At 27.9% G+C, this 516-nt stretch carries 1 pseudogene; it reads right to left on the bottom strand.

Annotation, left to right across the window (positions count from 1 at the left end):
• Nucleotides 1–143: 143 nt before the first annotated feature.
• Nucleotides 144–516, bottom strand: a pseudogene (locus tag RB298_RS28090) (glycosyltransferase); the annotation flags it as partial.

Genomic DNA, 516 nt, shown 5'->3' with positions numbered 1-516 from the left:
CTACTACTTCATCATTATTCATAATATGATTAAATAATTTTTCTTAGGTACTAAAAATATAGTTGAATAATATAACAATTATTATAAAGTTGCGTCCATTGCTTGTATTAACAACCTATTAAAAAATCCTGTAATAATGAACTTTATTTCCCCATAAAATCTTCTAAAATTCTTTTTATTTCATTTTTATCAGTGATTTCAGGTCCAAAATGAGCACTAGATCTTTCACTATTAGTCCATGGGTTTAAATCACAAGCATCTTTTACAAATTTACTTCTCCAAGATAGAACTTTTTCAAACCAAATGGCTGAATTTTGTGAGTGTACGTGACTTATCCAAATAGGTCCCTTTACATTAATAAATTCATTTGGTACTTTTAGAGCATCTCTCCAGACAAAATTATGTCTCTTTCCTTGTAAAAAATCCTTAACCTTATATATAGTTGCACCATAACTTGGAAGCCAAAAAAAGAATTTACCTAACCTATTTTGAATGGAATCATATGCATAACCATAT

Origin of the sequence: Priestia sp. BR_2 (genome assembly GCF_041954005.1) — a bacterium.
In the GTDB taxonomy this organism is placed as follows: Bacteria; Bacillota; Bacilli; order Paenibacillales; family Paenibacillaceae; genus Paenibacillus_AQ; species Paenibacillus_AQ lautus_A.
This window is presented reverse-complemented; position numbering and strand designations above follow the sequence as displayed.